Genomic DNA, 20,868 nt, shown 5'->3' with positions numbered 1-20,868 from the left:
AGCGCGGCGCGTCGCTCAGCCCGACTTGCGCCGGAACAACAGGCCCGACACCGCCAGCATCACGATCGGCGGCAGCGCGTAGGCGATGCGGTAGTCGAATTTCAATGCACCGGCCATGCGCCCGAAGAACAGCTGCAACAGCCAGAAGCCCAGTGCGAACAGGATGCCCAGGAACAAGCGCTTGCCCATGCCCCCGCTGCGCAGCGAACCGAACGCGAACGGCACCGCTGCCAGGCACAGCGCCAGCACGTTGACCGGGTAGAACCACCGGCTCCAGTAGATGTCCTCGTAATCGCGCGCATCCAGCCCGTTGCGCTTGCGATATTCGATGCTGGTGCGCAGGTCCATCGCGGTCAGGTTGCGCGGCTTGGAAATGCCGCTGGCCAACGCCGCCGCATCCAGGCGCGAGTTCCACGGCTCGGACTCCACCGTCTCACGGGTGGCCGAACGCTCGCCGAAGGTATCCCGGCGCACCTTGTTGAGCACCCAGCCGTTGTCACCGTGCTCGGCGGTGCCCGCGTAGGTCAGCGACGCCAGCTTGCCGTCCTCGCCGATCCGGTACAGGCGTACATCGCGCAGCACCAGCTTGGTGCCCCCGCCGGGCTGCAGCTGCTCATCGCCTGCGCCGGCGTTGAGGAACGTATCGCCCTCGCGCGCCCATACGCCCGAATACCGCGCTACCGCCAGGTTGTTGCCCCACTTGGCGCTCATCTTGATGTCGTCGGCCCGGCTCTGCGCCCACGGTGCCACCGCCTCGCCGTTGAATACCATCACCGCGGTCAACAACGACAACGCGATCGCCACCGACGCGCTCAGGCGTTTGCGCGACAGCCCCAACGCGCGCAACGCGGTCAGCTCGGACGTCGCCGCCAACTGGCCCAGGCCCATCAGCGAACCGATCACCGCCGCGGTCGGGAAGAACGTATAGGCACGCCGCGGCACCGTGTACAGCACCCACGCCGCCGCATGGCCCAGCGTGTAGCTGCCCTTGCCCACGTCCTTGAACTCACCGGAGAAGGCCATCACCACGTCCAGCCCGACCAGGACCGCCCAGGTCAGCAGCACCGTGCCGAGCACCGCCCGGCCAAGATAGACATCAAACCGCATCGGGTGGAGCTTCATGCGGTCCTCCGCGGGCGCGACAGCTTGCCGTCACGCAGGTACATCCAGATCGCCAGCGCCAGCAGCGGCAGGCTCAGCCACCACAGACCGACACTGCCGGACAATTTGCCATCGGCGATCCAGCGCGTGCCGATGAACATCAGGTTCATGCCCACCATGTAGGCCAGGAAGGCCAGCATCATGCGGCCGTAGCGCTGCTGGCGCGGCGAACTACGCGCCAGCGGCAGGGTCATCAGCGCGAAGGCCAGCGCGATCAGCGGCGGGGTAATGCGCGAATGCAGCTGCGCCTGCGCCGCCGGGCGCGGATCGCCGAACAGCTGGGTGGTGGGCATCAGTTCCGGGTCGTCCTTCTCGCGGGTATCGGCGCCATCGGGCATGGCCACGTCGTTGCGTGCGAAGGTCATCAGCCGGTAGTCCAGCGCGCCCGCCGCCGGGCCTTCGACCTGGTGCCCGTCTTCCAGCTCCAGGTAGCGTTGGCGTGCCCCTTCAAAGAACATCCGGCCACGGTCGGCCGAGACCACCTCGATGCGGTCGCCCTTCTGGCGCTGCAGGAACACCTTGCCCAACCGGGTGCCATCGGAGGACACCGAGGACAGGTACACCACCCCGCCATTGGGCAGCGTGGTGAATTTGCCCGACTCCAGCCCGGCCATGACCACGCTGCGGTTGGCCTCCTCGATCATGGTTTCGCCGGTGCGGTCGGCCCAGGGCCCCAGCCACAGCGAGCACATCCCGATCAGCCCGACCACCGGCAGCACCAGCATCAGCACCGGGCGCAACAGCCGCGTTGGGCCCACGCCGATCGCGGTGAGGACGGCCATTTCCGAATCCCGGTACAGCCGCGCGGTGGCCAGCAGCAGGCCCAGCATCAGCGCCAGCGGCAGGATCAGCGGCATGTAGACGATGAACTGCAGGCCCAGCTGGGAGAACAGCAGGCGGGCCGGCAGCCGGCCGTCGGCGATGTTGCCGAGGATGTCCACCAGGACACCACCGACGCTCACCACCAGCAATACGATCAGGGTGGCCAGAAAACTCTGGACGAAATCACGCAGGAGATAGCGATCGAGCTTCGACATGGGGCGGTGGTTTAAACTCTCGGATTCGTTCGCGGTGCTGCCCAGTCTACTGACGGGACGTAAACAGCTCGCGATTGTACGGATTTGCCAACGGAATCTGATCAATGGCCCTGGAATTCACCCTGAACCACGCAGCGCCGGCCTCGGCCGAGTGCGATTGCGTCATCGTCGGCGCCTATGCCGACCAGTCCCTGAGCCCGGCGGCGCAAGCCCTGGACGCCGCGTCGGGCGGCCGCCTGTCGGCCCTGCTGGCCCGCGGCAACGTCGGCGGCAAGACCGGCAACACCACCCTGCTGCACGACCTGCCGGGCGTGAACGCCCCGCGCGTGCTGGTGGTGGGGCTGGGCGAGCCGGCCAAGTTTGGCGTGCCGCAGTACCTCAAGGCGGTCGGCGACGCCAGCCGCGCCCTCAAAAGCGGGGTCAACCACCACGCCCTGTTCACCCTGACCGAACTGACGGTCAAGGGCCGCGACGCGGCCTGGAACATCCGCCAGGCGATCATCACCGCCGACCACGCGGCCTACCGCTACAGCGCCACGCTGGGCAAGAAGAAGGCCGACGAACCCGGCCTGACCACCCTGGCCATCGCCGGCACCGACAGCCAGGCCCTGACCCAGGGGCAGGCCATCGCCGCCGGCGTGCAGCACGCCCGCGAGCTGGGCAACCTGCCGCCGAACCTGTGCACGCCGGCCTACCTGGCCGAGTCCTCGGTCGCCTTCGCCCAGGCCCATGCCGGTGCGGAAGCGGAAATCCTCGACGAGGCGCAGATGGAAGCGCTGGGCATGGGCTCGCTGCTGGCCGTGGCCCGCGGCTCGGCCAACCGCCCGCACCTGGTGGTGCTGAAGTGGAGCAACGGCGGCGACGCCAAGCCCTACGTGCTGGTCGGCAAGGGCATCACCTTCGATACCGGCGGCGTCAACCTGAAGACCCAGGGCGGCATCGAAGAAATGAAGTACGACATGTGCGGTGGCGCCAACGTCATCGGCACCTTCGTCGCGGCGGTCACCGCCAAGCTGCCGCTGAACCTGGTGGTGGTGGTGCCGGCGGTGGAAAACGCCATCGACGGCAACGCCTACCGTCCGTCCGATGTCATCACCGCGATGTCGGGAAAGACCATCGAAGTGGGCAATACCGACGCCGAAGGCCGCCTGATCCTGTGCGACGCGCTGACCTATGCGGCGCGCTTCGAGCCGGCCGCGCTGATCGACGTGGCCACCCTGACCGGTGCCTGCGTGGTCGCGCTGGGCCACCAGACCGCCGGCCTGATGAGCAAGCACGACGACCTGGCCAATGAACTGCTGGCCGCCGGCGAGCACGTGTTCGACCGCGCCTGGCGCCTGCCGTTGTGGGACGAGTACCAGCCGATGCTGGATTCCAGCTTTGCCGACGTCTACAACATCGGCGGCCGCTGGGCCGGTGCGATCACCGCCGGCTGCTTCCTGTCGCGCTTCACCGACGGCCAGCGCTGGGCCCACCTGGACATCGCCGGCGTGGCCAGCGACGAAGGCAAGCGTGGCATGGCCACCGGTCGCCCGGTCGGCCTGCTGAGCCAGTGGCTGCTGGACCAGGTCGCCCGCGCCTGATGCAGCACCGATCGCGGCGGCCCATCGGCTGCCGCGATCCCGCCCGGCCCGGTGCCGGGCCTTCCCTTTCGCTCCAGGCCTGCCCATGTCCCGTGCTGATTTCTACCTGATCGCCAAGCCCCGCTTCCTGACCGAGCCGCTGCGCCTGGTCTGCGAGCTGGCACGCAAGGCCAACGACGCCGGGCTGTTCACCCTGGTGCTGGCCCGCGACCAGGCCCAGGCCGAGGAACTGGATGAGCTGCTGTGGTCGTTCGACGACGATGCCTACATTCCGCACCAGATCGCCGGCGAAGACATGGACGAGGAAGAGGCGCTGGTGCTGATTGCCGTGCCCGGCACCGAGGCCCCTGCCCGCCCGTTGGTGATCAACCTGCGCGACGACCCCTACCTGGCCAGCTGCGATCGCGTGCTGGAGGTGGTGCCGGCCGACCCGGAGGCGCGCGAACCGCTGCGCGAGCGCTGGCGCCAGTACAAGGCGCTGGGCTTTGACCTGAACAAGTACGACATGTAAGCCGCGCGGCGCCCACCGTGGCGCTGCCCCCGAACCCGGAGACCCTTGATGCGCCTGCTGACCGCCCTGATCTTTCCCTGGTTCGCCTTCTTCACCATCGGCCGCCCGATCGCAGGCATCCTCTCGACAGGGTAGAGCCGACTGTTAGTCGGCTGCACCGAACAGCTGCATGGCACCGCAGCACCGCACCGCAGCCGACTAACAGTCGGCTCTACAACGTCGGCTCTACAACGTCGGCACCACCACGTCGCCCCACTTCCCGCACCCCCACCTCCCGTCTTCGATCCTGGCTCCCGCATGACCCAACTCGCCTCCAGCTACGACCCCAAAACCTTTGAAACCGAGTTGTACGACTCGTGGGAGAAGGCCGGCCATTTCAAGCCGTCCGGCAAGGGCGAGCCGTACACCATCCTGCTGCCGCCGCCGAACGTGACCGGCACGCTGCACATGGGCCATGCCTTCCAGCAGACCCTGATGGATGCGCTGGTGCGCTACCACCGCATGCGCGGCTACGACACGTTGTGGCAGGTGGGCACCGACCATGCCGGCATCGCCACTGAAATGGTGGTGTCGCGCAACTTGGCGCTGGCCGGCAATGGCGAGACCCGCGATTCGCTGGGCCGCGACGGTTTCATCGACAAAGTGTGGGAGTGGAAGCAGCAGTCGGGCGACATCATCGAGCGCCAGATGCGCCGCCTGGGCACCTCGGCAGACTGGTCGCGCACCACTTTCACCATGGACCCGCAGCCCTCCGAAGCGGTGATCGAGGCGTTCGTGCGCTGGCACGAGCAGGGCCTGATCTACCGCGGCCAGCGCCTGGTCAACTGGGACCCGGTGCTGAAGACCGCCATTTCCGACCTGGAAGTGGAAAGCGTGGAAGAAGACGGTTTCCTGTGGTCGATCGCCTATGCGCTGGAAGACGGTGCCAGCTACGAGCACGTCGAGCGCGATGCCGACGGCGTTGAGACCCTGCGCGAAACCCGCCATTACCTGGTGGTGGCCACCACCCGCCCGGAAACCCTGCTGGGCGACACCGCGGTGATGGTGCACCCCGAAGACGAGCGCTATGCGCACCTGATCGGCCGCAGCGTGACCCTGCCGCTGACCGGGCGCAGCGTGCCGGTGATCGCCGATGATTACGTGGACCGCGCCTTCGGCACCGGCGTGGTCAAGGTCACCCCCGCGCATGACTTCAACGATTACCAGGTGGGCGTGCGCCACAACCTGCCGATGATCAACCTGTTCACCCCGGTGGCGGCGATCAACGACAACGCCCCGGAGAAATACCGCGGGCTGGACCGTTACGAAGCGCGCAAGGTGATCCTGGCCGAACTGGAAGACCTCGGCATCCTGGTGGAGACCCATGCGCACAAGCTGCAGGTGCCGCGCGGCGACCGTACCCAGCAGGTGATCGAGCCGTACCTCACCGACCAGTGGTTCGTGAAGATGGACGTGCTCGCCAAACGCGGCCTGGAGCTGGTCGAGAACGGGTCGATCCAGTTCGTCCCGCCCAACTGGATCAATACCTACCGGCACTGGATGGAGAACATCCAGGACTGGTGCATCAGCCGCCAGCTGTGGTGGGGCCACCGCATCCCGGCGTGGTTCGACGATGCCGGCACCTGCTACGTCGGCCGCGACGAGGCCGAGGCACGCGCGAAGAACGGGCTGGGCGAGGACGTGGTGCTGCACCAGGAAAGCGACGTGCTGGAGACCTGGTTCTCCTCGCAGCTGTGGCCGTTCTCGACCCTGGGCTGGCCCAACGAGCAGGCGATGGCCGAACGCGGCTTCGACCGCTACCTGCCGTCGTCGGTGCTGGTCACCGGCTTCGACATCATCTTCTTCTGGGTGGCGCGCATGATCATGGCCACTGACAGCTTCACCGGCAGGATTCCGTTCAAGGACATCTACATGACCGGCCTGATCCGCGATGGGCAGGGCCAGAAGATGTCCAAGTCCAAGGGCAACGTGCTGGACCCGCTGGACATCATCGACGGCATCTCCATCGACGACCTGGTCGCCAAGCGCACCACCGGGCTGATGAAGCCCAAGGACGCCCCGAAGATCGAGAAGGCGACGCGCCGCGAATTCCCCGACGGCATCATCGCCCACGGTGCCGATGCGCTGCGCTTCACCATCGCAGCCCTGGCCACCCATGGCCGCGACATCAAGTTCGACATGAGCCGCGCCGAAGGCTACAAGAACTTCTGCAACAAGCTGTGGAACGCCAGCCGCTTCACCCTGATGAACACCGAAGGCAGCCGCTTCACCGGCGTGCCGCAGCCGCGTACCGACGCCGAGCGCTGGATCCTGTCGCGGCTGGCAGCGGTGTCGGCCGACGCGCAGACCCATTACGCCAACTATCGCTTCGACCTGCTGGCGCAGTGCCTGTACGAGTTCGCCTGGAATGAGTTCTGCGACTGGTTCCTGGAGCTGACCAAGCCGGCGCTCAACGGCGACAACGCCGCCGATGCCACCAGCACCCGCCACACGCTGCTGTACGTGTTGGAAGCGTTGCTGCGCCTGCTGCACCCGCTGACCCCGTTCGTCACCGAACAGCTGTGGCGCCAGGTGGCCCCGCGCCTGGGCATCGACGGCGATACCCTGTCGCTGCGCCCGTACCCGACGGCTGCGGAGTTCGCCGGCGATCATGCCCGCGCCGAAGCCGACGTGGAATGGCTGAAGTCGATGGTCAACGCCCTGCGCCGCGTGCGCAGCGAGTTGAACGTGCCGCCGTCCAAGCTGGTGCCGCTGCTGCTGCAGGGCGGCAACGAAGAGGACCGTACGCGCATCGCCCGCTTCGCCGCATCGTTGACGTTCCTGCTCAAGCTGGAACGCATCGACTGGTTGGCCACCGGTACTGAAACGCCGCCGTCAGCCACCGCCATCGTCGGCGAGCTCACGCTGCTGGTCCCGCTGGAAGGGCTGGTCGACATGGATGCCGAGCGCACCCGCCTGGACAAGGAGATCGGCCGGGTGGAATCGGAGAAGGAAAAGAGCGAAACCAAGCTCTCCCGGTTCACCGACAAGGTGCCGGCGGCGGTGGTCGAACAGGAGCGCGTGCGCCTGGTCGACTGGACCGCGCAGCTGGCCGGTCTGCGCGAGCAGCGCGCGAAGTTGTAAGCGTCCGGGGCCGGCCATTGGCCGGCTCTGGCGCAGGCATCCAGCACGGATGGATCACAGAAAAAGCTGACCCTGGGTCTAGTGTTGTTCACTTAAGTAAAGCGCCGCGATCCCATCAGGGATCGCGGCGCTTTTGGTTGTTCTCTCCGTTGAGTGGAGAGATTCACTTCAACGGGCGGCAGCAGCGAGTGTGTGCGTCTTCGCTTGGGTGTATCGCGAGCTTTCGGTGCCGCTTGGTGGGCGCTGCGGTTCTCCGCGCGCGGGCACCGATGCGCTTACCAAGGTTGGTCACCACCGTTGAGGGTTACCCTGATCGCGGCCCCGAATGCCTGGCCAGATACCGGGTCGAGCGCTGGGCAGAGCGCGAGCGGTCCATCAGAAGCGTGGGCTTGCTCCCGCCTTCCGCAAGCCGAGCCCCTTCGCGGCCGGCAGGTCCTTGGGCAAAATCAAGGAGGAGGCTGCCGCAGGCGGCCGGGGGATGCTTGCGCTGGCATGATGGGCGCTCTTTCAAGGAGCCTGCGCCGACACGATGTCGCTGTCCCTTTTCTGCATCGTCCTGTTTGCCGCCGCGCTGCATGCCAGCTGGAATGCGATCGTCAAACGCGGCAGCAACACCCTGTTCACCACGATCCTGGTGACCGGCTCGGCGGCGCTGATCGCGGCGATCTGCCTGCCCTTCCTGCCCGCACCGGACCCGCGCAGCTGGCCCTGGCTGGCGGCCTCCACGCTGTTGCAGGTGGTCTATTACGTGCTGGTGGCACGCACCTACCATCTCACCGACATGAGCACCTCCTACCCGCTGATGCGGGGCTGCGCGCCGATCCTGGTCGCCATCGCGGGTATCTTTTTGTTTGATGAACCACTGCACGGCATCGCCTGGTGCGGCATCGCGTTGATCTGCCTGGGCATCCTGTGCATGACCGGCGGCGGGTCACGCCAGCACCTGTGGTTACCACTGCTCAACGCGATGGTGATCGCCAGCTATACGCTGGTCGATGCCTGGGGCGCGCGCCATTCCGGCGCGGCGCTCAGTTACACGCTGTGGTTGTTCCTGCTGTCCGGGCTGCCGCTGCCGCTGTGGGCCCTGTGTACCCGCGCGGGGCCGCTGGTGGCCTATGCGCGCGGCAACTGGGGGTATGCGGTGGTCGGCGGCATTGGCACGCTGACCTCCTACGGGTTGGCGTTGTGGGCGATGACGGTCGCGCCGGTGGCGATGATCTCGGCCCTGCGCGAAACCTCGATCCTGTTCGGCATCCTGATATCGGCCTGGGTCCTGCGCGAACGTGTCACCGCCCAGCGCTGGATCGCGGCCGGATTGATCGTGCTGGGTGCAGGCGCGCTGCGGATGGCCGGGTAGCGCCGTGCGGCACGCCGTTACAGCGGCGGCATCGTCTGGATGTCGTCGTCCACCAGTTCCATCGCCATCACCAGCGCGTCCTCGCGACCGTCGCGGGCCGGGTAATAGCGTGGGCGGCGGCCGATCTCGTTGAAGCCTTCGCTGTGGTACAGCGCCACCGCCGCGGTGTTGGAGGGGCGCACTTCCAGGAACACGCGCTGCGCGCGATGCTCACGCGCCAGCACCACCAGCGCGCGGAACAGGTAGCGGCCCAGGCCACGCGACTGGCTCAGCGGGTCCACGCAGACGTTGAGCACGTGCGCTTCGTCGGCAGCGATGCTCAGCACACCGTAGCCCACCAGCACGCCGTCGTCTTCCAGCGCCAGCGACGGGTAACCGGCCCGCAGGCAGTCCACGAAGATGCCGCGCGTCCACGGGAACGGGTAGCCGCGCAGCTCGATCGGCATCACCACGTCCAGGTCCGCCTCGCGCAGCGCGCGCAGCGACAGCGGGCGCGGCGAGCTGACCGCGCTCATCCCCGGCCCCGCTTGCGCAGGGCGCGAAGCTGCGGCCACAACGCACGCTTGGCGGCGGCATCGCCACGCAGCTGTTCCAGGTTCCAGCCGGCCATCAACGCCTGCGTGTCCGGTTCGGACGGGTTGCAGCCGGAGGCGCGCAGCAGCGCGATCTGCAGCCGGTCGGGCATGCGTACCGCGGCCCGACGCCCCCCCGCGCTGCGCTCACGCGCTGGCGGGGCGGAGCGGGAGGTTGCCTCCACCGGGGTGGCCGGCACCGCTGGCGGTGGCTCCGGCGTTGCCCTGGCCACGCTCAACTCAACCGCAGCGACCGCGGCTGCCTCCTCGACCTGCCCGTCGACAAACACGGTGTAGCCCATCGCCTGCAGCCACGACTGCTGCGCAGACGACCACAGCGGCGGCAGGCCGGCCTCGCTCACGCGCCGGGCTCGGCCGTCTTGCGGGTACGCTGCCACAGCCAGTAGCAGGGGCCGGACAGCGCATACACGATGCCCACCGCGAACAGCACGCGCGGCAGGTCGATGACCATGATCGCGATCCCGATCGGCGCCAGCGCCAACGCCAGGAACGGCACGCGATCGGCACGCGGTCCTTTCTCGCCGCTGCCCTTGAAGCTCCAGAAGCGGATCCGGCTGACCATCAGCAGTGCAGCCACCAGGGTCACGCCCAGTGCCACGTAGCGCAGCTGGTTGCCGTCCCAGCCCAGGTTGCCATCGGCGAAGGCCCAGACGAAGGACATCATCAGGCCGGCTGCCGCCGGGCTGGCCAGGCCGATGAACCAACGCTTGTCGACCACGGTGACCTGGGTGTTGAAGCGGGCCAGGCGCAGCGCGGCGCAGGCCGCATACAGGAACGCCACCGCCCAGCCGACCCGGCCCAGCACCGGATCGTCGAATTTCAGCCACGACAGCGACCAGTGGTACATCACCAGGGCCGGGGCCATGCCGAAGCTGACCAGGTCGGCCAGCGAGTCGTATTGCACGCCGAATTCGCTGCTGGTGCCGGTCAACCGGGCCACGCGGCCGTCCAGGCCATCCATGACCGCGGCCACGAACACCGCGATGGCGGCATTGACGAAGTCGCCATTGGCCGCCGCGATGATCGCGTAGAAGCCGGCAAACAGGCCTGCAGTGGTGAACAGGTTGGGCAACAAGTAGATGCTGCGCGAGCGCGGCGGGGGTTTCATCTCATCCATACCGGCCAGTTTAGTGGGTGTGGCGGCCTTTGGGGCAGTGCAGGCAGTAACGGCCGGTCTGCAGACCGTTGCCGCCGCCCGGCGACCCGCCTGTCGCCGCCGGCTTGCCAGCGCCGGGCCGGGATGCTGCAATCGGCGCCCAGACCCTGCTGCCCGGAGTTGCCATGCGTGCCCTGCCCTCTCTGTGCTGCCTGTTGCTGCTGGCCAGCGCCTCGGCCAGTGCCGGTACCGTCTACAAGTGGAAGGACGCCCAAGGCGTGACCCAGTATTCGGAAAAGCCGCCAACCGGCCAGAAGTATGAATCGCGCCAGGTCCAGGGCCGCGATCCGGTCATCCGCACCGAAGCGGCCGCCAAGGCCCCGGCTGAAACCAGCGAGTGCACCACCGCGCGCAGCAACCTGACCCTGCTCAACGGCCAGGGCGCGGTCATGCAGGACACCAACGGCGACGGCATCGCCGATACCGCGCTGGACACGGGGCAGCGCGACGCCCAGAAGGGCCTGGCCGAAGCAGCCATCAAGGCGTACTGCAAGCCGGCCGCCTGAACGTCCGGCCGGGCGGCCACGCGCGGCGGCGGCCGAGCGCTTCCCGGCGGTGATGGGCATCGCGGCGGCGGGACTGGCAGAATATCGGCTTCTGCCGTTCAGCGAAGCCGACGATGCGCCTCTCCCAGTTCCACCTGCACACCACCAAGGAAACCCCCAGCGACGCGGAGCTCACCAGCCACCGCTTGATGCTGCGCGCGGGCATGATCCGCAAGTTGGCCTCGGGGCTGTACACCTGGTCGCCGCTGGGCCTGCGCGTCCTGCGCAAGGTCGAGCGCATCGTGCGCGAGGAAATGGAGCGCGCCGGCGCGGTGGAATTCCAGATTCCGACCATCCAGCCCAAGGAACTGTGGGAAGCCACCGGGCGCTGGGAGAAGTTTGGTCCGCAGCTGCTGAAGATCAAGGACCGCAAGGACCAGGTGTTCTGCTACAGCCCCACCGCCGAAGAGGCCGCGGCCGATTTCGCGCGCCAGGAGCTGTCCAGCTACAAGCAGCTGCCGGTCAATTTCTTCCAGATCCAGACCAAGTTCCGCGATGAGATCCGCCCGCGCTTCGGGGTGATGCGTTCACGCGAGTTCCTGATGAAGGATGCGTACTCGTTCCACCTGCACGATGACTGCCTGGTGCGCGAGTACGAAAACATGAAGGCGGCCTACAGCCGCATCTTCACCCGCCTGGGCCTGGATTTCCGCATGGTGCAGGCCGATTCCGGCGCGATCGGCGGCGATGCATCGCAGGAATTCCACGTGATTGCCGCGTCCGGCGAAGATGCGCTGGTGTTCTCCACCGGCTCGGATTACGCAGCCAACATGGAAGCGGCGGTTGCCGCCGCGCCGGCACCGCGCGCGGCCGCCGGCGAAGCGCTGCGCAAGGTCGATACGCCCACCCAGAAGACCTGTGAGGCCGTCGCCGAACTGCTCGGCCTGGGCCTGGAACGCACGGTCAAGTCGATCGCGGTGATGGGCCCGGCGGGGTTCGTGCTGGCGCTGGTGCGCGGCGACCACGACGTCAACGAAATCAAACTGGGCAAGGTGGAGGGCCTGCAGGGCTACCGCATGGCCGGCGAGGCGGAGATCGCCGCGCACCTGGGCAGCGCGCCGGGTTTCCTGGGTCCGCTCAATCCGGCGCAGCCGATCCGCATCCTCGCCGACCGCGACGTGGCGGCGATGGCCGACTTTGTGATCGGTGCCAATGAGGCAGGTTTCCATCTTGCCGGGGTCAACTGGGGCCGCGACCTGGCCGAGCCGGAAGTGGTCGATATCCGCAACGCAAAGGAAGGCGATCGCGCCGCCGATGGTGGCGAACTCAAAATCACACGCGGCATTGAAGTCGGCCATGTTTTCCAGCTCGGCCGCCAGTATGCGCAGGCGCTCAAAGCCACCGTGCTGGATGAAAACGGCAAGGCCGCGGTGCTGGCGATGGGGTGTTATGGCATCGGTATTTCGCGCATCGTCGCGGCCGCCATCGAACAGAATCATGACGACGCCGGGATTATCTGGCCCGCCGCGATGGCTCCGTGGCAGGTGGTGGTGTGCGTGATCAACCCCAAGCAGGACGACGCCGTCGCCACTGCCGCTGCCGACCTGCTGGCGCAGCTGCAGGCGGCCGGACTGGATGCGGCACTGGACGACCGCGGCCTGCGCCCGGGGCAGATGTTTGCCGACATGGAGCTGATCGGGGTGCCGCACCGGGTGGTGGTATCCGAGCGCGGCCTGGCTGCCGGGACCTACGAGTACCGGGCGCGCACCGCGAGCGAGGCCGAGAGCCTGGACCGCGATGCGCTGCTGGGTCGGCTGGCAGGCTGATCCAGACCGGGGAATCGAAGAAGGCCGGGGGAATACCCCGGCTTTTTTTGGTTCTTTGACCCGTCCTGAATTGAGTTGACACCTTTTCCCACAGGAAGAGGAATGTTCAATGAATTCAACAATCAGGCGCAGCCAGCGGGATTACTCGCTGGCCTTCAAGTTGTCGGTGGTGGACCAGGTCGAGCGTGGGGAGCTGACCTACAAGCAGGCCCAGGAGCGCTACGGAATCCAAGGACGGAGCACCGTGCTGTCGTGGCTTCGGCGACATGGTCGGCAAGACTGGTCAGGTGGGGCATCATCTGCCCCCATGACCACAGCTCCCAAGTCCGGAACGGCCAAGCCGCTGACACCGGAACAACAGATCAAAGTCCTGCAGGTTCAGCTGCGGGAGGCGACCGAGAAGGCGCAGCTTTTCGAGGCCATCGTGGATGTGCTCAAGGAAGACTACGGGGTGCGCATCGTAAAAAAGCCTTCCGGCAAGTCCTCACGCAAAGGCGCCTCCAAGGCGTAAGCGTGGCAAGGGCTTGCCGGCATTTTGGTATCAGTCGCCAAGCGTACTATCAGGCAGGCCATCGTCAGCAGCGGCAATTGGCCGACGGTGCTCGGGCGCTCGCGCTGGTAGGTGGCTATCGAGCGCGCCAGCCGCGCATCGGCACGCGCAAGCTGCATCATCTGATTGGACCGACGCTTCAAGCATCGGGAGTGGCAATGGGGCGCGACCGTCTGTTTGGCGTCCTTCGTGATGCCCGGCTGCTGGTCCCCATGCGGCGGGCGTACCACAAGACGACCGACAGCCATCACCGCTTCCGGCGGCACCCCAATCTTCTCAAGCCCGGCGAAGGGCGCGTGGTACCGACCGGCAGTGAGCAGGTCTGGGTAGCCGACATTACCTACCTGCCCACGCAGGGGAAATTTGTATACCTGAGCCTGATTACCGATGTGTGGTCGCGCAGGATCGTGGGCTGGAGCGTGCACGACACCCTGCAGACCGAACAGGTCGCCCAAGCACTGCAGATGGCGCTGAAGGAACGAAAAACGCGGCAGCAGCTGATCCATCACTCCGACCGGGGCATCCAGTACTGCTCGGACTACTACCAGAAGATCCACGCCAGGCATGGGGTGACCTGCTCGATGACCGATGGCTACGACTGCTACCAGAATGCGCTGGCCGAACGGGTAAATGGGATATTGAAGGGCGAGTTCCTGCTGCACCGGCCCCGGGACCTGCTGCAGGCACGCCAGATGGTCGCCGAGTCGGTGGGGATCTATAACGCCGAGCGGCCGCACCTGTCGCTTAAAATGCAAACGCCCGATGCGGTGCATCGGGCGTCTCTGGCCGCCTGACGGCGGCCAGATCATCCGCCACAGGTGTCAACCTATGGCAGGACGGGTCACTTCTCCCGGTTGAGAGGTTCAGCCAAGCGGCGACAGCAGCCTGCGCGGATGTCACTTTGTCCGGACACGACGCGAGCGTCCGGGGCCCCTTGGCGGCCGGCAGGCCCTTGTGCAAATGTCCCCCGGCCGCCGCCCGGTGGCGACGGCCTCCTCCTTTATTTTGCCAAGGGCCTGCCGGCCGCCAAGGGGCTCGGCTTGCGGAACGCACAGGCGCACGCCGGTCTTTACCGTGGGCGGCCAGCGCTCTCTGCACGCTGGTACCGATGCCCGGCGCTCGGCCCATCTGCCCACGTGAACTCGCCCACCCCTGCCTGGCCAGCCAGATACAGGAACCCCAACGCGCGTTGTGCTTTTCCCGCAGATGGGAGAAGAACCTATTCCTTTGGGCCGGGCGATTGAATATCCCGGTTAACTCTGTGCAGCACCCGACGGGATATGTATGCTGTCGCCGATGCCAAGGACTGGCCCACCCCGTCCTTAATTAGATTCCGGAGTAGTTGATGAGCATTGACCTGAGTGGCCTGTCCGCCAAAGAGCTGGGCGCCCTGATCAAGAACGCCAAGAAGCAACAGACCATCGTGGCCAAGCGCCCGGCGGTGACCAAGGTGCGCGCGCAGCTGACCAAGCTGGCCAAGGCGCACGGGTATTCGATCGAAGAAGTGTTCGGTGGCGCCGCCCCGGCCCGTGGCCGTGCGACCAAGGCGACCAAGGCACCGGTCAAGAAGGCCGTGCGCAAGCTGGGCAAAGTCGCCCCGAAGTACCGCAACCCGGCCAACCCGAAGGAAACCTGGACCGGCCGTGGCAAGCAGCCGCGCTGGCTGGCCGCGCTGACCACCAAGGGCAAGAAGGTCGAAGAGTTCCTGATCAAGAAGTAATGGTTTCTGGTTTCATCGGAAACTGAAATTCAAAAACGCCGGCGAAAGCCGGCGCTTTTTGTTTCCTGCGTGGCGCGTGATTCCACGGGTCCCGCCAACACACCCATACCAGCTTTTGGACACGCCACTGGTCGGTACAGAAAGAGCATCAACCCTCTCTCCCGTAACCGCTGCGCTGGATCTGGATGTTGGACTTGGCCCCTGTCTCGGCTTCGCTTTTCAGAGATTCTTCCGCGCCGGCACCAGCAGGTTGCCGAACAGCAGCCCGGCCACCAGTGCCATCACCACGTTGAGCACGGTCATCAGTACCGTCTGGCCGGCGCTCATGTCCTGCTGCTGCACCAGGGTAAGCACCCCGCGCAGGCTGGTGCTGCCCGGTACCAGCATGATGATGCCGGGCAGGCGGATGATCGCGCCGGGACGCTGCACCCAGCGCCCAAACAGATTGCCCGCCGCGGTCATCACCATCGCCGACATGAAAATACCCGCCGGCAGGCCCCAGGCCTGGCCGGCGAACTTGGAAATGGCGTACCCGGCCACGGCCGCGGCCATCACCCATGGATAATCGCGACGGTTGGCCTTGAACAGCATCGCGAAGGCGAACGCGGCCAGCAACAATGCGCTCCATTCCACCCAGTCGGCCTGCGGCCGCGAGGCGCGTACATGCGGTTCCAGCCCGATGACGCCGGACAAGGTCACCGCGATCACCGCGCCCACCGTCAACTTCAGGATCGTGGTAACCGCCCCGGCAAACCGGGCCGTGCCCGACACCCAGTGCTGGCTGGCCAGCTCGTTGACCGCATTGGTCAGCGACATGCCCGGCAGCATCACCACCAGCGAGGCGATGATCACCGTATTGAGATTGAGCGGCCCCAGGAACGAGGCCACCAGCGCCGCCACCGTACCGGCCAGCAACGCCGCCAGTGCCTCGCTGGCCTCGCGGCTGGCCGGGCGACGATCGGTGTACAGCGTCATCAGGCCGATCAGCAGACCGATCACCCCGGCGGTGGCGATATCCAGCCACGGCAACCGCCACAGCCCGGCCACGCCCGCCGCGCCCAGGCTGTAGGACAGGATCATGCGGATCTTGCCGCGCCGGCCTGGATCCTTGTCCAGTTGCCGCAGCGCGGTGTGACCCTGGGCAATGCTCATGGTGCCGTTGGCCACCGCGTCGGTGATCTGGTCGGCAATGCTGAGCTTGTGCAGGTCGTTCTCGCCCGGTGCCAGCCGGATCACGCGGGTGATGTCCGATGAACCGATCGCCTTGGTCGGGTCGCTGAAACTCAGGATCAAGCCGGTCGGGTTCGACCACGGCTCGCAATCCAGGTCCAACCGCTGCGCCAGGGCGACCACCGCCGCCTCCAGCCGCTGTGCGGTAGTGCCATAGCTGTGCAGGCGCCCGGCCATTTCCGATACGAACGCCACGCGCTGCGCATAGGTGGCTTGGGGGGTCACGATGGTGGCGGTATCGGCAGACATGTTTTGTAGTATTACCCGAAGCTTGCCCGGCTGAACATTCATGTTGCCCGTCACACACTTGCCGTCTACACGGACAAGGTATGCTGCGCGGCAGGACGCCCCATGACGCCAACTCAAGCCCCCCATCTCGAACAGGATGCGCAGGACCCCGGCCTTGTCCGGTTGTCCGGCCACTGGACCTTGCACACCGCGCTGGCCGCGGCCGACGTGCTGCGCGGCATTCCCGACGGGCTCACCGGCATCGATGCCAGCGGCATCACCCAGCTTGATTCGGCCGGCGTGCTGCAGGTACTGCGCGTGGCGCGGCGCGCCGAGCTCGGCGAGGATGCGCTGAATTTCCGCGAGGAATACCGCGCGCTGGTCTGCACCATCGAAGAGGTCGCCGACGAGCGGCCCAAGCCCAAGCGCGACTTCGGCGTGCTGGCGGCGCTGGAGCGGCTGGGCGTCAGCGTGCATGGCATGGGCCACAACATCGTGGCGCTGGCCAGCTTCCTCGGTGAGAACCTGGTCAAGGCCGCGCGGCTGATCAAGGAACCGCGCCGCTTCCGGCTGACCGCCACCGTTGCCCAGATGGAACAGGTGGGGCTGGATGCCGTGCCGCTGGTTGCGCTGCTGTCCTACCTGGTCGGCGCGGTGATCGCCTTCCTCGGCTCGACGATCCTGCGTGACTTCGGCGCGGAGATCTACGTGGTGGAGCTGGTCAACATCGCCTTCCTGCGCGAATTCGCGGTGCTGCTGACCGCGATCGTGCTGGCCGGACGCACCGCCAGCGCGTTCACCGCGCAGATCGGTGCGATGAAGGCGCGCGAAGAAATCGATGCGATGAAAACCCTCGGCCTGGACCCGGTCGACCTGCTGGTACTGCCCCGGCTGGTCGCCCTTCTGCTGACCCTGCCGCTGCTGACCTTCATCGCGATGATCGCCGGCCTCGCCGGTGGCATCACCGTGGGCGCGTTCGACCTGGACATTCCGCCGCAGATGTATATCGCGCGCATGTACGACACCATGGAAGTGCGGCACATGCTGGTGGGCCTGTCCAAGGCGCCGGTGTTCGCACTGGTGATCGGGCTGATCGGCTGCCTGGAAGGCCTGAAGGTGGAAGGCACCGCGCAGTCGGTGGGCGAGCGCACCACCTCCAGCGTGGTGCAGACGATTTCGCTGGTGATCATCCTCGACGCCGTCGCGGCGTTGTGGTTCATGAAGATGGACTGGTAAGCGATGAACACCCCGGCCATTGCGCGCGCAGACCACCCCGTGCCCGACTCCGATGCCGTCGAGCTGGCCGTCCGGGTGCGCGGGTTGACCAACCGTTTCGGCAGCCAGACCGTGCACGAAGACCTCGACCTGGACGTGCGCCGTGGCGAGATCCTCGGCGTGGTCGGCGGATCGGGCACCGGCAAGTCGGTCCTGATGCGCAGCATCCTGGGCCTGCGCACGCCCGACGCCGGCCAGATCGAGGTGCTCGGCGTGGACGCGCGTTCGGGAGTGGCGGCCGACCGCCTGCATATCGAACGCAACACCGGGGTGCTGTTCCAGGATGGCGCGCTGTTCTCCTCGCTGACCGTGGGCGAGAACGTGCAGGTACCGCTGAAGGAACACCACCGCGAGCTGCCCGAACGCTGGCATTACGAATTGGCGCTGCTGAAGGTCAAGCTGGCCGGGTTGCCCGCCGATGCGATCAACAAGCTGCCTTCGCAGCTGTCTGGCGGCATGCGCAAGCGCGCCGGCCTGGCGCGGGCGCTGGCACTGGACCCGCCGCTGCTGTTCCTGGATGAGCCGACCGCCGGCCTGGACCCGATCGGCGCGGCCGCGTTCGACCGCCTGATCAAGACCCTGCAGGAAGCACTGGGGCTGACGGTCATGCTGATCACACACGATCTGGACACGCTGTATGCGATCTGTGACCGGGTGGCCGTGCTGGCCGATCACAAGGTGATCGCCAATGCGCCACTGCACGAGATCGAACAACTGGACCACCCGTGGATCCAGGAGTACTTCCACGGACCACGGGCGCGCGCGGCGCGCGCCGGCCTGCCGCCGTCCGCCGCCGCCGGCCAGCCAGTGACGCACGCCTCACCCCGCGCCAGCGAGGATGACACCCGATGATGCACCGCACTTTCTTGGGCACCTGAACCATGGAAACCAAAGCCAACTACGTCCTGATCGGCGCCTTCACCCTGGTGGTGGGGCTGGCCCTGCTGGCATTCGGCCTGTGGGCCGCCAAGTACTCCTCCGACCGCACCTGGACCGAGTACCGGGTGGTGTTCCGCGAGGCGGTCACCGGGCTGACGGTGGGTAGCCCGGTGCAGTACAACGGCATCGCGGTCGGGTCGATCACCGAACTCAACCTGGTCCCCGATGACCCGCGCCAGGTGGTCGCGCGGATCCGCCTGAACTCCAATACGCCGATCAAGACCGACACCCGCGCCAAGCTGGCGATCACCAGCCTGACCGGCCCGTCGATCATCCAGCTCAGCGGCGGCACGCCGCAGGCCGCCGCGCTGACGGCGGTCAACAAGGACCCGGCACCGATCATCCCGACGATGCCCTCGGCCCTGCAGAACATCACCGACGTGGCCAACCGCATCGTCGAGCGCATGGACCAGGTGCTCAGTGACCGCAACGTGGCCAGCATCAACGCCACCCTGGCCAACCTGGAAACCATCAGCGGCGGCCTGGCCGATCGCGACCAGGGCACCCAGGCGCTGCTGCTCAGCGCGCGCGATGCCGCGCGCAGCCTGGAGGTCACGCTGAAGACCACCAATGGCACCATCCAGCGCCTGGACACCAACCTGGTGCAGCAGCTGCCGCCGATCCTGGACAAGCTGGAAACCACCCTGACCAAGCTGGATTCGGCCGCCGGCAATGCCGATTCGATCCTCGGCGAGAACCGCGCGGCGATCAACAGCTTCGCCAACGACGGCCTGGCCCAGCTCGGCCCGACCCTGACCGAGCTGCGCGGCCTGATCCGCGACCTGCGCCGGGTCAGCGACCGCCTCGACAACAATCCAGCACGCTATCTGCTGGGCCGTGACGCGCCCAAGGAGTTCGACCCCAAATGAGCCGCCCGACCCTGATCCGAACCGTATTGCCGGTTGCCCTGATCGCCCTGCTCGGGGGCTGCTCGCTGCTGGGCAGCAACGAGCGCAGCGCGGTGACCATCTATTCGCCGATCGTGCGCATCCAGGCCGACCCGGGCTGGCCCAAGGTCGACTGGCAGCTGATCCTGGTCAAGCCCAGCGCCGCGCGCGTGGTCGACAGCCCGCGCATCAACGTGCGCCCCACCCCGTCCGAACTGCAGGTCTACAAGGGCGTGAGCTGGGCGCAACCGGCAACCGACATGCTCGACGACGCCCTGCTGCGCGGCTTCGAGGATTCCGGCCGGATCGGCGGCGTGGCCCGCGCCACCACCGGCATCCGTGCCGACTACAAACTGGCCATGGATGTCCGCCGCTTCGAGGCCGACTATGCCGGCCAGGCCACCCCGTCGGTGGTGATCGAGGTCAATGCCAAGCTCATCCACGTGGTCGACCAGCGCGTGGTGGCCGACCGCAGCTTCCGCCAGCAGCAGCCGGTCGGCAGCACCGATACCGCCGAGGTCGCGCATGCGTTCGAAAAGAGCCTGCAGGCGCTCACCACCGAGGTGGTGGGCTGGACCTTGGTGACCGGGCAAGCCGATCACCGGTAGCCTCGATCAGGGCCGCGCGATCCAGCGGAAGGTGAGGTTGATGCGCTCGGCCAAGGGCCGGGTGCTCTTGGGCAGCGCGTGCTGGTAATGCTGCTGGGTCTGCCCGCCCATCAGCAGCAGGTCGCCATGGCCGAGCACCACCTCGGCCTTGCGCGCGTGATCGTCACGACGGCGCAGCGCGAAGCGACGCTCCGCGCCCAGGCTGAGTGAGGCGATCAGCGGGGCCGGCCCCAGTTCCGGTTCGTTGTCGCTGTGCCAGCCCATGCCATCATCACCATCGCGGTAACGGTTGAGCAGGACGCTGTTGAAGGCGGTGCCGCAGAACGCGGCCAATCGATCGCGCAGCGCAAGCACCGCGGGGTGCCATGGCACCGGTACGAAGTCGGTGCCGGAATAGCGGTAGCACGCGGCCGGATCGCCCATCCAGCAACTCAACCGCGGCGAATCCACCTGCCGCCCGAACATGCGGATGCGATGCACCTCCCACGGCACGGCCTCGCGCAGGGTTCGCTGAAGCACGTCCGCATCGCCGGCCGCCAACCAGTGGCGGTGCCAGCGCACGTTCGCATCGCGCAGATGCAGATCCATCGGTCCCTCAT

The 20,868-nt window shown here is 66.9% G+C and carries 18 protein-coding genes and 1 pseudogene; 12 read left to right on the top strand and 7 right to left on the bottom strand.

Annotated elements, in window-relative coordinates; genetic code table 11:
• Positions 1–15: 15 nt before the first annotated feature.
• Together lptG and lptF are read right to left on the bottom strand one after the other, a co-directional pair.
• On the bottom strand, positions 16–1,122 hold the full coding sequence (gene lptG / locus AC3IR9_RS02870; RefSeq protein ID WP_489293927.1) for an LPS export ABC transporter permease LptG: 1,107 nt from the start codon (positions 1,120–1,122) through the stop codon (positions 16–18).
• Complete coding sequence (lptF, locus tag AC3IR9_RS02865; protein ID WP_489293926.1) at positions 1,119–2,198, bottom strand: LPS export ABC transporter permease LptF; 1,080 nt, start codon at positions 2,196–2,198, stop codon at positions 1,119–1,121. Before lptF ends, lptG begins: the two co-directional genes overlap by 4 nt.
• Positions 2,199–2,302: 104 nt before the next feature.
• Here lptF and AC3IR9_RS02860 point away from each other — a divergent pair, with 104 nt between their 5' ends.
• The 4 genes from AC3IR9_RS02860 (at position 2,303) to AC3IR9_RS02845 (ending at position 8,772) form a co-directional block, all read left to right on the top strand.
• Positions 2,303–3,781 carry a leucyl aminopeptidase gene (locus AC3IR9_RS02860; RefSeq protein WP_489293925.1) on the top strand — a complete coding sequence of 493 codons (1,479 nt, stop codon included), beginning with the start codon at positions 2,303–2,305 and terminating at the stop codon, positions 3,779–3,781.
• An 85-nt stretch (positions 3,782–3,866) separates the two neighbouring features.
• Positions 3,867–4,292: a DNA polymerase III subunit chi gene (locus AC3IR9_RS02855; RefSeq protein WP_489293924.1), complete on the top strand. Its 426-nt coding sequence runs from the start codon at positions 3,867–3,869 to the stop codon at positions 4,290–4,292.
• A gap of 297 nt (positions 4,293–4,589) precedes the next feature.
• A complete protein-coding gene (locus tag AC3IR9_RS02850) occupies positions 4,590–7,415 on the top strand; it encodes a valine--tRNA ligase (protein ID WP_489293923.1) in 2,826 nt (941 codons plus the stop codon).
• A 529-nt stretch (positions 7,416–7,944) separates the two neighbouring features.
• Positions 7,945–8,772, top strand: coding sequence for a DMT family transporter (locus AC3IR9_RS02845; protein WP_489293921.1), 828 nt, complete (start codon positions 7,945–7,947; stop codon positions 8,770–8,772).
• Positions 8,773–8,789: 17 nt separating this feature from the next.
• Here the strand turns inward: AC3IR9_RS02845 and rimI are convergent, their stop codons facing one another.
• From rimI to pssA, 3 genes are read right to left on the bottom strand one after another with little or no spacing between them, the layout of a single operon-like run.
• The gene (gene rimI, locus AC3IR9_RS02840) at positions 8,790–9,287 is read right to left on the bottom strand and encodes a ribosomal protein S18-alanine N-acetyltransferase (RefSeq protein ID WP_489293919.1); all 498 of its coding nucleotides are present in this window, start codon (positions 9,285–9,287) and stop codon (positions 8,790–8,792) included.
• A complete protein-coding gene (locus AC3IR9_RS02835) occupies positions 9,284–9,706 on the bottom strand; it encodes a hypothetical protein (RefSeq protein WP_489293917.1) in 423 nt (140 codons plus the stop codon). Before AC3IR9_RS02835 ends, rimI begins: the two co-directional genes overlap by 4 nt.
• The gene (gene pssA, locus AC3IR9_RS02830; RefSeq protein WP_489293916.1) at positions 9,703–10,482 is read right to left on the bottom strand and encodes a CDP-diacylglycerol--serine O-phosphatidyltransferase; all 780 of its coding nucleotides are present in this window, start codon (positions 10,480–10,482) and stop codon (positions 9,703–9,705) included. Before pssA ends, AC3IR9_RS02835 begins: the two co-directional genes overlap by 4 nt.
• Positions 10,483–10,646: 164 nt before the next feature.
• Here pssA and AC3IR9_RS02825 point away from each other — a divergent pair, with 164 nt between their 5' ends.
• The 4 genes and pseudogenes from AC3IR9_RS02825 to AC3IR9_RS02810 all read left to right on the top strand — a co-directional run.
• Positions 10,647–11,027 carry a DUF4124 domain-containing protein gene (locus AC3IR9_RS02825; RefSeq protein ID WP_489293915.1) on the top strand — a complete coding sequence of 127 codons (381 nt, stop codon included), beginning with the start codon at positions 10,647–10,649 and terminating at the stop codon, positions 11,025–11,027.
• Between the two features lie 113 nt (positions 11,028–11,140).
• Positions 11,141–12,832, top strand: coding sequence for a proline--tRNA ligase (locus AC3IR9_RS02820; protein ID WP_489293914.1), 1,692 nt, complete (start codon positions 11,141–11,143; stop codon positions 12,830–12,832).
• Positions 12,833–12,941: 109 nt separating this feature from the next.
• A protein-coding gene (locus AC3IR9_RS02815) for an IS3 family transposase (RefSeq protein ID WP_489291031.1) occupies positions 12,942–14,176 on the top strand; the annotation gives its coding sequence in 2 pieces (ribosomal slippage) (positions 12,942–13,293 and positions 13,293–14,176; 1,236 coding nt in all).
• 551 nt (positions 14,177–14,727) lie between these two features.
• Positions 14,728–15,099, top strand: a pseudogene (locus AC3IR9_RS02810) (H-NS histone family protein); the annotation flags it as partial.
• Positions 15,100–15,321: 222 nt separating this feature from the next.
• Here the strand turns inward: AC3IR9_RS02810 and AC3IR9_RS02805 are convergent.
• A complete protein-coding gene (locus AC3IR9_RS02805; protein ID WP_489293913.1) occupies positions 15,322–16,581 on the bottom strand; it encodes a threonine/serine exporter family protein in 1,260 nt (419 codons plus the stop codon).
• A 102-nt stretch (positions 16,582–16,683) separates the two neighbouring features.
• Between AC3IR9_RS02805 and AC3IR9_RS02800 the strand changes: the two genes are divergently transcribed.
• The 4 genes from AC3IR9_RS02800 to AC3IR9_RS02785 are packed head-to-tail and all read left to right on the top strand — an operon-like array spanning position 16,684 to position 20,269.
• Positions 16,684–17,796: an ABC transporter permease gene (locus AC3IR9_RS02800; protein ID WP_489293912.1), complete on the top strand. Its 1,113-nt coding sequence runs from the start codon at positions 16,684–16,686 to the stop codon at positions 17,794–17,796.
• Between the two features lie 3 nt (positions 17,797–17,799).
• The gene (locus tag AC3IR9_RS02795; protein WP_489293911.1) at positions 17,800–18,687 is read left to right on the top strand and encodes an ABC transporter ATP-binding protein; all 888 of its coding nucleotides are present in this window, start codon (positions 17,800–17,802) and stop codon (positions 18,685–18,687) included.
• 29 nt (positions 18,688–18,716) lie between these two features.
• Positions 18,717–19,643 carry an MlaD family protein gene (locus tag AC3IR9_RS02790; protein ID WP_489293910.1) on the top strand — a complete coding sequence of 309 codons (927 nt, stop codon included), beginning with the start codon at positions 18,717–18,719 and terminating at the stop codon, positions 19,641–19,643.
• Positions 19,640–20,269 (top strand): ABC-type transport auxiliary lipoprotein family protein, encoded by a 630-nt coding sequence (locus AC3IR9_RS02785; protein ID WP_489293909.1) that lies wholly within the window; start codon positions 19,640–19,642, stop codon positions 20,267–20,269. Before AC3IR9_RS02790 ends, AC3IR9_RS02785 begins: the two co-directional genes overlap by 4 nt.
• A gap of 6 nt (positions 20,270–20,275) precedes the next feature.
• Here the strand turns inward: AC3IR9_RS02785 and AC3IR9_RS02780 are convergent, their stop codons facing one another.
• Positions 20,276–20,857, bottom strand: coding sequence for an alpha-ketoglutarate-dependent dioxygenase AlkB family protein (locus AC3IR9_RS02780; RefSeq protein ID WP_489293908.1), 582 nt, complete (start codon positions 20,855–20,857; stop codon positions 20,276–20,278).
• Between the last annotated feature and the right edge of the window lie 11 nt (positions 20,858–20,868).

This window comes from Stenotrophomonas sp. GL_101 (assembly GCF_057835675.1).
This window is presented reverse-complemented; position numbering and strand designations above follow the sequence as displayed.

What these genes read in the sequence shown, in the direction of transcription:
- lptG (WP_489293927.1), bottom strand. Translation starts at nt 1,122, where the DNA reads ATGAAGCTCCACCCGATGCGGTTTGATGTCTATCTTGGCCGGGCGGTG.
- lptF (WP_489293926.1), bottom strand. Translation starts at nt 2,198, where the DNA reads ATGTCGAAGCTCGATCGCTATCTCCTGCGTGATTTCGTCCAGAGTTTT.
- AC3IR9_RS02860 (WP_489293925.1), top strand. Translation starts at nt 2,303, where the DNA reads ATGGCCCTGGAATTCACCCTGAACCACGCAGCGCCGGCCTCGGCCGAG.
- AC3IR9_RS02855 (WP_489293924.1), top strand. Translation starts at nt 3,867, where the DNA reads ATGTCCCGTGCTGATTTCTACCTGATCGCCAAGCCCCGCTTCCTGACC.
- AC3IR9_RS02850 (WP_489293923.1), top strand. Translation starts at nt 4,590, where the DNA reads ATGACCCAACTCGCCTCCAGCTACGACCCCAAAACCTTTGAAACCGAG.
- AC3IR9_RS02845 (WP_489293921.1), top strand. Translation starts at nt 7,945, where the DNA reads ATGTCGCTGTCCCTTTTCTGCATCGTCCTGTTTGCCGCCGCGCTGCAT.
- rimI (WP_489293919.1), bottom strand. Translation starts at nt 9,287, where the DNA reads ATGAGCGCGGTCAGCTCGCCGCGCCCGCTGTCGCTGCGCGCGCTGCGC.
- pssA (WP_489293916.1), bottom strand. Translation starts at nt 10,482, where the DNA reads ATGGATGAGATGAAACCCCCGCCGCGCTCGCGCAGCATCTACTTGTTG.
- AC3IR9_RS02825 (WP_489293915.1), top strand. Translation starts at nt 10,647, where the DNA reads ATGCGTGCCCTGCCCTCTCTGTGCTGCCTGTTGCTGCTGGCCAGCGCC.
- AC3IR9_RS02820 (WP_489293914.1), top strand. Translation starts at nt 11,141, where the DNA reads ATGCGCCTCTCCCAGTTCCACCTGCACACCACCAAGGAAACCCCCAGC.
- AC3IR9_RS02805 (WP_489293913.1), bottom strand. Translation starts at nt 16,581, where the DNA reads ATGTCTGCCGATACCGCCACCATCGTGACCCCCCAAGCCACCTATGCG.
- AC3IR9_RS02800 (WP_489293912.1), top strand. Translation starts at nt 16,684, where the DNA reads ATGACGCCAACTCAAGCCCCCCATCTCGAACAGGATGCGCAGGACCCC.
- AC3IR9_RS02795 (WP_489293911.1), top strand. Translation starts at nt 17,800, where the DNA reads ATGAACACCCCGGCCATTGCGCGCGCAGACCACCCCGTGCCCGACTCC.
- AC3IR9_RS02790 (WP_489293910.1), top strand. Translation starts at nt 18,717, where the DNA reads ATGGAAACCAAAGCCAACTACGTCCTGATCGGCGCCTTCACCCTGGTG.
- AC3IR9_RS02785 (WP_489293909.1), top strand. Translation starts at nt 19,640, where the DNA reads ATGAGCCGCCCGACCCTGATCCGAACCGTATTGCCGGTTGCCCTGATC.
- AC3IR9_RS02780 (WP_489293908.1), bottom strand. Translation starts at nt 20,857, where the DNA reads ATGGATCTGCATCTGCGCGATGCGAACGTGCGCTGGCACCGCCACTGG.